This window comes from Microcystis sp. M_QC_C_20170808_M3Col, from assembly GCF_007095505.1.
Lineage (GTDB): Bacteria > Cyanobacteriota > Cyanobacteriia > Cyanobacteriales > Microcystaceae > Microcystis.
Genome location: NZ_SFBY01000169.1, coordinates 1 through 8,819, shown reverse-complemented (window position 1 = coordinate 8,819; position 8,819 = coordinate 1). Strand labels below are relative to the sequence as shown.

7 protein-coding genes and 1 pseudogene are annotated in these 8,819 nt (G+C 44.8%); 4 read left to right on the top strand and 4 right to left on the bottom strand.

Annotation, left to right across the window (positions count from 1 at the left end; genetic code table 11):
* Together EWV84_RS07775 and EWV84_RS07770 are read right to left on the bottom strand one after the other, a co-directional pair.
* Positions 1-179: pseudogene (locus EWV84_RS07775) on the bottom strand (RNA-guided endonuclease TnpB family protein); the annotation flags it as partial.
* 124 nt (positions 180-303) lie between these two features.
* Positions 304-1,017 (bottom strand): GDSL-type esterase/lipase family protein, encoded by a 714-nt coding sequence (locus tag EWV84_RS07770; protein WP_286826744.1) that lies wholly within the window; start codon positions 1,015-1,017, stop codon positions 304-306.
* A 227-nt stretch (positions 1,018-1,244) separates the two neighbouring features.
* Here EWV84_RS07770 and EWV84_RS07765 point away from each other — a divergent pair, with 227 nt between their 5' ends.
* From EWV84_RS07765 to clpB, 4 genes are all read left to right on the top strand, one after another.
* Entirely contained in the window at positions 1,245-2,138 is an 894-nt protein-coding gene (locus EWV84_RS07765; RefSeq protein ID WP_287077546.1) for a methylenetetrahydrofolate reductase, read from the top strand.
* Positions 2,139-2,257: 119 nt separating this feature from the next.
* Positions 2,258-2,566: a hypothetical protein gene (locus EWV84_RS07760; protein WP_002781238.1), complete on the top strand. Its 309-nt coding sequence runs from the start codon at positions 2,258-2,260 to the stop codon at positions 2,564-2,566.
* Between the two features lie 22 nt (positions 2,567-2,588).
* The gene (locus tag EWV84_RS07755) at positions 2,589-3,074 is read left to right on the top strand and encodes a GNAT family N-acetyltransferase (protein WP_287077545.1); all 486 of its coding nucleotides are present in this window, start codon (positions 2,589-2,591) and stop codon (positions 3,072-3,074) included.
* A gap of 92 nt (positions 3,075-3,166) precedes the next feature.
* On the top strand, positions 3,167-5,827 hold the full coding sequence (gene clpB / locus EWV84_RS07750; RefSeq protein WP_287077544.1) for an ATP-dependent chaperone ClpB: 2,661 nt from the start codon (positions 3,167-3,169) through the stop codon (positions 5,825-5,827).
* A gap of 368 nt (positions 5,828-6,195) precedes the next feature.
* Here the strand turns inward: clpB and EWV84_RS07745 are convergent, their stop codons facing one another.
* Together EWV84_RS07745 and EWV84_RS07740 are read right to left on the bottom strand one after the other, a co-directional pair.
* Positions 6,196-7,098: a F0F1 ATP synthase subunit gamma gene (locus EWV84_RS07745; protein WP_287077543.1), complete on the bottom strand. Its 903-nt coding sequence runs from the start codon at positions 7,096-7,098 to the stop codon at positions 6,196-6,198.
* 56 nt (positions 7,099-7,154) lie between these two features.
* Positions 7,155-8,681, bottom strand: a complete 1,527-nt coding sequence (locus tag EWV84_RS07740) for an alternate F1F0 ATPase, F1 subunit alpha (RefSeq protein WP_287077542.1) — start codon at positions 8,679-8,681, stop codon at positions 7,155-7,157.
* Between the last annotated feature and the right edge of the window lie 138 nt (positions 8,682-8,819).

Sequence of the window (8,819 nt, the reverse complement as noted above, 5' to 3'; positions counted from 1 at the left end):
TGTTTGGCGAGAACTGCACAATATTTATTGAGAGAATATTTATCGATTTTGTCTTCTCTCTTGGCATCCATCCAAAGCCTTAATGCTTTGTTTCTGATGAATTGTACTGTACGAATAGCCTCATCAATGGCAGAACACTGACTTGGTTTAACCACGGCTTTCATTTCTAAGACAATCATTGTTTATCGACCTCAAACAACTTTCTTTATGCTAACATATCCAGCACAAAACTGTCAAGGATTTAGTGGTGCTTCGCTGTTCTATATTGGTCGGGTTTCATCCCGTCAGTGAAACTGAGGGTCTTCACCCGACATTTAAGATAAAACCATCCACACCGACAAAGGAGGTGAGGGGCGACCAGTTTAAAATATCCTCTAAAATTGATTGATAGCCTTGCACATTGGGATGAAGTCCATCTGCCATTAATCTTTCTTGGCACCACAGATCACCCCGGTCCATCCAGAGATCAAATAAATCGAGATAGGGAATATTTTGCTCTAGACAAGCTTGTTTAGTGGTTTCTTTAAAACGATACTGATCGCCATGGTTGAAGTAAAAGCAATCTAAAAAGGGCATTTTCCGCTCATCCACGGGAATCATACCTATAAACAAAACCGGGCAAAGAGAACGGGCCCGGGCGAGTAAATGTTCGATTTGAGTTTGAAAAAGATCGTGATCGGTGTAGGTGCGACCATCGGGCCGGCCCAAGCGGGCTGTATCATTAACACCGACGGAGAGAAGAATCAGGTCGGGGAGACGATTGCGAATTTCCCCCCTGAGACGAAATTCCTGTTCTAAACGTTCGGACACTTGTACCACTCGATCGCCGCGAATACCCAAATTATACAGGGCATGACCGGCACTTTCCATCCACAAACGACGTAGGCGCTCGGCCCAACCGCCACCCACGGGGTCGCCATAGCCATACACAAGGCTATCACCTAAAGCGACGATTTTGAGGGGATGGGGCATGATTAGGCCTTTGTCTTTAGTAGGTAAACGAGAAAGAGTTTGCATGATCGCTCGATCGAATCGGTTGTCCTTTACACTTGTAAACGAATTTGGTTAAACTGTCCGTGTATTATACTACATTAGAAAATTTTTCCTGCCAGCTAACTTAGATATCAGCCAGGCACTGACACTGACCAGTATAAAGCAGCGCAGCCCGATGATCATTCCTTCCCTCCGAGTGATTTTCGGGCTAAATCTACTATAGAATTTATGATTAAACCCTAGATAACTCGATGACTACTCGTTTACGACGCGCGGTTCAAGACCGAGAATTTTTGATTACAGCCGAGATTACTCCCCCGAAAGGTGGTAATGCCAGTCATATGCTAGAAATGGCCCTCTGGCTAAAAAATCGCGTTCATGCCGCTAATATTACCGATGGCAGTCGCGCCGTAGTGCGAATGTCCTCTCTGGCAGCCTCCGCTATTCTCTATCAACACGACATCGAACCCATCTGTCAAATGGCCTGTCGCGATCGCAATGTGATCGGATTACAAGCAGACCTAATGGGCGCTCATGCTTTAGGATTGAGAAATATACTAGCTTTAACTGGAGATCCCGTCAAAGCAGGAGATCATCCCCAAGCTAGGGCAGTTTTTGACCTAGAATCGGTACGTTTGTTAAAATTAATCGATAAATTGAATAAAGGTTTTGACTTTAACGATAAATCTTTACCTGATGGACCTCTAGAACTTTTTGCCGGGGCTGCCGTCGATGTGCAGTCAAAAAGTTGGTCTGGTCTTCAACGCCGTTTTGAGCGTAAAATCGAAGCAGGAGCGCAGTTTTTTCAAAGTCAATTAGTTACGGATTTCGAGTGCCTTGATAAGTTTATGCAGCAGGTGGCCTCCCTCGCCGATAAACCAGTTCTAGCGGGAATTTTTCTGTTAAAATCGGCTAAAAACGCCGTATTTTTAAATAAAAATGTGCCGGGGGTACAAATTCCCGACCAGATCATTCAAAGACTCGCCGATGCAGCTCATCCTCTCGAAGAAGGCATCAAAATCGCCGCCGAACAAATAAAATTAGCCCAGCAGTTATGTCAAGGTGTCCACATCATGGCGATTAAACGGGAGGATTTAGTCCCGAAAATTCTCGATATGGCCGGTATTCCGCCAATACATAACTGAGATGAAAAGTCAATAGTTTTTATAAAAAATTAACTTTCCTTTTGACTGGCGGTCTTTTGACAAGAATTCTACCCGTAACCTAGGATGGGAAGGCTCAAAGCATCTTCGGGATTAAAAGCATGGATTCCAATCTAGGTCAAGAAAAAGAGAATAGTTGCGGTAATTCCGGGCGAAAATGGTTGTCGATCGGTATTGCCCCCACTGGTATAATTTCTATTGGCATTGTTCCCATGGGCGTTATTTCCATCGGTATTGTTCCTATGGGAGTGGTTTCCATTGGAACTGTGGCCATGGGGACAATTGCAGCTGGTTTTGTTTCCATGGGACTTTTCAGTATTGGTAGCGTTGGGATGGGATTAAATAACGGTCATTTTTCCAATCTTAATTCTCCCCCTGCTGAATCTCCCCATAAACATCATCAGCATTAAAATCAAGATTTGACCAGCAATCATGAATTATTCCATCCGTGCTGCCGTTGCTACCGATGTCAAGGCTATTTTTGACTTAATTCTTGCCTTAGCAGCCTATCAAGAACGCAGCCATTTAATGACAGGAAATAGTCAAGCTTTAGGGGATCATTTATTCGGAGAAAAACCCTACATCGAAGCATTGGTGGCGGAAGTAGAGGGTAAAATAGTCGGTTTTGCCGTATTTTTTGCTAACTATTCCACCTTTATCACTAAACCGGGGCTTTACCTAGAAGATATCTTCGTTTTACCCGATTATCGCAGTCAAGGTATCGGGAAAGCTTTACTAATTGCTGTGGCTAAAATTGCCGTCGCTAGGGATGCAGGACTTTTAGAATGGACTGTCTTAGAGTGGAATCAACTGGCGATCGATTTTTATGGAAAAATGGGGGCTAAGGTCTTCAAAGAGTGGCAAATTTGTCGTCTCACCGGGACTGCTTTAACGGAATTGGGTAATAGTGATAAATAAGTCAGAGCTTTTGTGGCTCCTGGAACTTTGTGATCGATCGAGACTCCTTGCTATACTAGACCTCTGACACTGGCTTTCCTCATTGGTGCAGAATGCAACCCACAGACTCGAATAAATTTACCGAACAAGCTTGGGATTCGATTGTTAAATCGCAAGAAATTGCGAGACGCTTTAAAAATCAGACCTTAGAGGTGGAACACGTTATTATTGCCCTCCTAGAGCAGAATAACGGTCTAGCCACCCGGATTTTACAAAAAGCTAATATTGAAATTCCGCGACTGCAACAACAGCTAGAAGTCTTCACCAACCGACAGCCGAAAGTGGCCATCGTCGATCAATTATACCTAGGTCGTGGTCTCGATCTGCTGCTCGATCGAGCGGAAGCATCCCGGGAAAGTTGGCAAGATAAATTTATCTCCGTCGAACATCTTCTCGTCGGTTTTGCCGAAGATGAAAGGGTTGGCCGGAAATGTTTACGCACCTTCAATCTTGACCCCCAAGATTTAGAATTAGCTATCAAAGCTATTCGCGGTACTCAAAAGGTTACTGAACCCAATCAAGAGGAAAAATACGAAGCTTTAGATAAATATGGCCGGGATTTAACAGCAGCGGCCAAAGAAGGCAAATTAGACCCGGTTATCGGTCGCGATGAAGAAATTCGACGGGTGGTGCAAGTCCTCTCGCGACGGTCTAAAAATAACCCGGTTTTAATCGGTGAACCGGGGGTAGGAAAAACCGCTATAGCTGAAGGATTAGCTCAACGGATTGTTAACGGAGATGTTCCCGAATCTTTGAAAAATCGTCAGTTAATTTCCCTCGATATGGGAAGTTTAATTGCTGGGGCAAAATATCGAGGCGAATTCGAGGAAAGATTGCGATCAGTTATGAAAGAAGTTACTCAATCAGAAGGGCGAATTATTCTCTTTATTGATGAACTACATACCGTTGTCGGTGCGGGTTCTAGGGAAGGGGGATCGATGGATGCGGGCAACCTATTAAAACCTATGTTAGCTCGGGGAGAATTGCGCTGTATTGGGGCGACAACTTTAGATGAATATCGCAATCATATTGAAAAAGATCCCGCTTTAGAAAGACGTTTTCAACAGGTTTATATTAAGGAACCTTCCGTGGAGGATACTATCTCAATTCTGCGGGGTTTAAAAGAACGTTATGAGCTGCATCATGGGGTGACAATTACCGATTCGGCCCTAGTGGCAGCAGCTACCTTATCCCATCGTTATATTAGCGATCGCTTTTTACCAGATAAAGCGATCGATTTAGTCGATGAAGCGGCGGCCAAATTAGAGGTAGAAAGTACCACTAAACCCGCCGATTTGGAAATGATAGATCGTCGCTTAATGCAGTTACGGATGGAAAAATTCTCCTTAGAAAAAGAGGAGAAAAAAGATCGAGCTTTTCAAGAGCGTTTAGAAAGAATTATCGAAGAAATTGAGGAATTAGAAAGTAAACAAAAGCCCCTCGCTGACCAATGGCAAACGGAAAAACATATCGCCGAGGAAATTAAATTATTGCGAGAGGAAGAGGAACAATTGCGCTTACAGGTGGAACAGGCGGAACGGGCTTATGATCTCAATAAAGCGGCCCAATTAAAGTATGGCAAACTAGAAATTTTACAGGGGGAATTAGAAGTAAAAGAAAAAGAACTAGAAACTATTCAAGCGGCAGGTTCTACCCTGTTAAGACAACAGGTAACTGATGCCGATATTGCCGAAATAGTTGCCCGTTGGACAGGAATTCCAGTCAATCGTTTAATGGAATCAGAACGACAAAAATTATTAGAATTAGAGTCTCATTTACAGAAAAAAGTTGTCGGACAAAATGAAGCGGTCACGGCAGTAGCGGCGGCGATTCGACGAGCGCGCGCGGGAATGAAAGATCCCTCCCGTCCAATTGGTTCATTCCTATTTATGGGACCTACAGGAGTGGGTAAAACCGAGTTAGCGCGGGCCTTAGCGGGGTTACTGTTCGACTCCGAGGAGGCCATGGTTCGCATCGATATGTCGGAATACATGGAAAAACACGCGGTTTCGCGGTTAATCGGCGCGCCTCCGGGTTATGTGGGTTACGAGGAAGGGGGACAACTATCGGAAGCGGTGCGTCGTCGTCCCTATTCTGTGGTTTTATTGGATGAAGTGGAAAAAGCACATCGGGATGTTTTTAACATTTTATTACAAGTGCTTGACGATGGGCGCATTACCGACTCTCAGGGGCGCGTGGTGGATTTTCGGAATACGATTATCGTGATGACCAGTAATATTGGCAGTGACCATATTTTAAATGTTTCCGAAGATGCCGATTATGAGGAGATGCGGAAACGGGTTTTAACAGCTTTGCGGAGTCATTTCCGTCCCGAATTTTTGAATCGTATCGACGATTTAATTATTTTCCATACCCTGAAAAAAGAAGAATTGCGTTACATTGTTCGTCTGCAATTACAGCGTCTGGAAAGATTATTAGGAGAACAAAAAATTAATCTAGAATTAACTGCGGCAGCAGAAGATCATATCGTTACTGTTGGTTACGATCCTACCTACGGTGCGCGACCTTTAAAACGTGCTATCCAACGGGAGTTGGAGAATCCTTTGGCCACAAAAATTCTCGAACAAGCTTTTATGGAAGGGGATACGGTAGTAATTGATTGTCTGGATGAAGTGTTAAGTTTTAGCAAAAAGAATCTAGAAAAGGAGGAGCCAAGATTAGAATTAGCTGTGGTTAACCTCAGTTCGGATTAAAACCAGACAGGGGATATATTCCCCTCCAATTTAGCCAATATAAACAGAATTTTACCCCAAAAGGCATTGTGAATGTGGCTAAACAGGTTTTACATAAGGTTTGCTGAAGAACTAATACAAGGTAATCTGGACAAGAGTTTCGCCGTTTTTTAGGAGCGAAAAAGTGCAAGATGTAACGCTCTTGAAAACCAAATACTAACACAAAACCCTTGCACTTATGACAGTGCCGGATGGGTTAAAGCCTCAAAAACTGTTCCCGTTCGGCGGTTCCGGCGTTCCCTGTTCCCTGTCCCCACTAAAAGACGTTTTCACTCAACCCCACACCCCACACCCCACACCCCACACCCTACCACCACCGAAAAACTTTTTCACTCAACCCTAATTAGTGCCTCAAAACCAGAGACGATTTCCAACATTTCTTCGGTGATAGCAGTTTGCCGTTCCTGTTGGAATTGAGCGAGAAGTTGTGCTAATTGCGCTTCTATATTTTTCTCGGATGCTTGCATGGATGCCAGTCGGCTCGCATTTTCACTAGCCAAAGATTCAGCAAAAGCACGATACAGACAAATAAATAAATATTGCTCGATCAAGGCAGAAAATAACTGACTCCAATCCATGGTAAAGGTAGGCAAAGTGGCTCCTACCCACCTTTTTTGCTGTAAGTCTTTTAGCCATTTGTTATCCACAGGCAATAATTGTAAGGCATGAGGTTGATATGATATATTGGAGCGAGGCTTATTGTAAAACAAGGCAATTTTATCTATTGGCATTTGAGATTGCCACATTTCGATGTGTAGTAGAAGTTCTTGAACCATTGACGTGATGCCGGCAAGAGAAGTGGGCATCGCAAAGTTCCGTTCGCTGACTACTCCCGCATTTTCTAAGGGGGGAATTACCCGCGCACCTACAGCCAAGACTGCGAGTTTGCTGGAGTCAATAGACAAGTGCTGAATCTGAGTAACAGCGTAGCGGACAATCTGTTCGTTGAACTGACCGCACATACCCTGATCTGAACCAAATATGATCGCACCTAAATGACTATTTCTCGGAAGCTTTCTGGGGGGTGCGGCGATCGCATGGCGCTGATCTACTGCTGCGCCTAAAATAATTTGCAAGCCCATCTCAATGGTACTGACGTACTCAACTAGTGATTCTACTGCCCGTTCATATTGATGAATGCTGGCCGCTGCAAGAACTTTCATGGTCTTGACAACGGATTGAAGTTCTTGCGCGAGCGCAATTCGTCTTTGTAGTAATTCAAGGACTGGCATGATGTGTGTTGATTGGCAATTAATTGTAAAACAATTGAGCGTGAAGTCGCGTTAATTTATCCTGGGATAGCAATTGCTTGTTCGGCTATATTGACTAAATTCTGGAAATCCCCATCGCTCAGTTTTTTGCCAGATTGTATGTGAACGCATATTTCGGGTAATTGCTGGCGTATTGCTAAAGCGACGGCTTTTTCGGCCGCTGGGATTTCCGCAATCGTCAATCGATCAAATACTCCTGATGTCACCGCCAAGAGTATAGCAATTTGTTCGGGAACCGGGATCGGTTCGTACTGATTTTGTTTCAAAACTTCCCGCACGCGCCGCCCTCGTTCTAAAGTTTGGCGAGTGACTTCATCTAAACGAGTGCCAAAACGGGAGAAAACTTCTAGTTCTTCAAACTGGGAATAAGATAGGCGTAAATCACTCGCTACAGCACGATAGGCAGGTAATTGAGTCTTCCCCCCCACTCGCGACACCGACTTACCCACATCTACCGCAGGCAAAATTCCTTTTTGAAACAGCACGGGAGAGAGATAGATTTGCCCGTCGGTAATTGAGATTAAATTGGTCGGAATGTAAGCAGAGATATTTTGGGCTTCGGTTTCGACAATCGGCAATGCAGTTAAAGAACCACCTCCTCGGGCAGCATTTAGGTGTGTAGAGCGTTCGAGCAAGCGAGAATGGATGTAGAAAATATCGCCAGGAAAAGCTTCTCGACCGGGAGGACGGCGTAATAGCAGCGATAGCTCTCGATAAGAGCGAGCATGAGCGGTCAAATCGTCATAAACAATCAAGACATCATGCCCCTGCTCCATAAAATACTCTGCCATGGCCGTGGCGGCGTAGGGAGCAATAAACTGCAAGCCAGGTGGTTCTTCTCCAGCGGCAAAGACGACTAAACAGTAGTCCATCGCCCCATAATGCTGCAAGTCAGCGACGAACTTAGCCACCGCAGAACTGCGCTGTCCGATCGCGCAGTAAACGCAAATCACGTTTTCACCTTTCTGGTTGATGATCGTGTCAAGAGCGATCGAGCTTTTTCCTGTTTGGCGATCGCCTAAAATCAATTCTCGCTGGCCTCGCCCGATAGGAATCAGAGCATCCACCACCTTTAAGCCCGTTTGCAGCGGTACTGTCACCGGAGCGCGATCCATAATTGCTGGGGCTTTTCGCTCGGCCAAATATCTTTGTGCCGCCCGCACTGGCCCCTGGTTATCTAAGGGGCGACCCATCGGATCGACTACTCGCCCTAAGATTGTGTCACCTACTGGCACATCTAGCACTCGTCCCGTACGCCGTACCTCATCCCCTGCTTTTAAGTGTTCGCTTTTATCTAAGAGGATAGTGCCGACTTCATCAATATCCAAGTTAAAGGCCATACCCAGAGAATCTCCCGGAAAACAAACAATTTCTTCCGATTTTACGCCTGGCAAGCCAGCAATCCGGGCAATCCCTTGACCGATAAAGTTTACCGTGCCAATTTCTCGGTATTTAAGTTGTGGGCGCTGCTCGCCTAAAATCCGTTTGCAGGTAGAGAAGGTATCCTCTAGCAATCGATGTAAAGCTTGCTCATCTCGGTTCATGGTATTTTTTGATTACAGATACCGCTCAACTAAACTTACTCAAACTTACTTAAAAGTCTGAAAGCTTAGTCATTCGTAGTGGGTCAAGCACGGAGCGGATTAAACGGCAAACCCTTTATTCCCTGGTCAATGACATCA

Excerpts from the sequence above, each read along its gene's own strand:
- EWV84_RS07765 (WP_287077546.1), top strand. The coding sequence starts at position 1,245 with ATGACTACTCGTTTACGACGCGCGGTTCAAGACCGAGAATTTTTGATT.
- EWV84_RS07745 (WP_287077543.1), bottom strand. The coding sequence starts at position 7,098 with ATGCCAGTCCTTGAATTACTACAAAGACGAATTGCGCTCGCGCAAGAA.
- EWV84_RS07770 (WP_286826744.1), bottom strand. The coding sequence starts at position 1,017 with ATGCAAACTCTTTCTCGTTTACCTACTAAAGACAAAGGCCTAATCATG.
- EWV84_RS07740 (WP_287077542.1), bottom strand. The coding sequence starts at position 8,681 with ATGAACCGAGATGAGCAAGCTTTACATCGATTGCTAGAGGATACCTTC.
- clpB (WP_287077544.1), top strand. The coding sequence starts at position 3,167 with ATGCAACCCACAGACTCGAATAAATTTACCGAACAAGCTTGGGATTCG.
- EWV84_RS07760 (WP_002781238.1), top strand. The coding sequence starts at position 2,258 with ATGGATTCCAATCTAGGTCAAGAAAAAGAGAATAGTTGCGGTAATTCC.
- EWV84_RS07755 (WP_287077545.1), top strand. The coding sequence starts at position 2,589 with ATGAATTATTCCATCCGTGCTGCCGTTGCTACCGATGTCAAGGCTATT.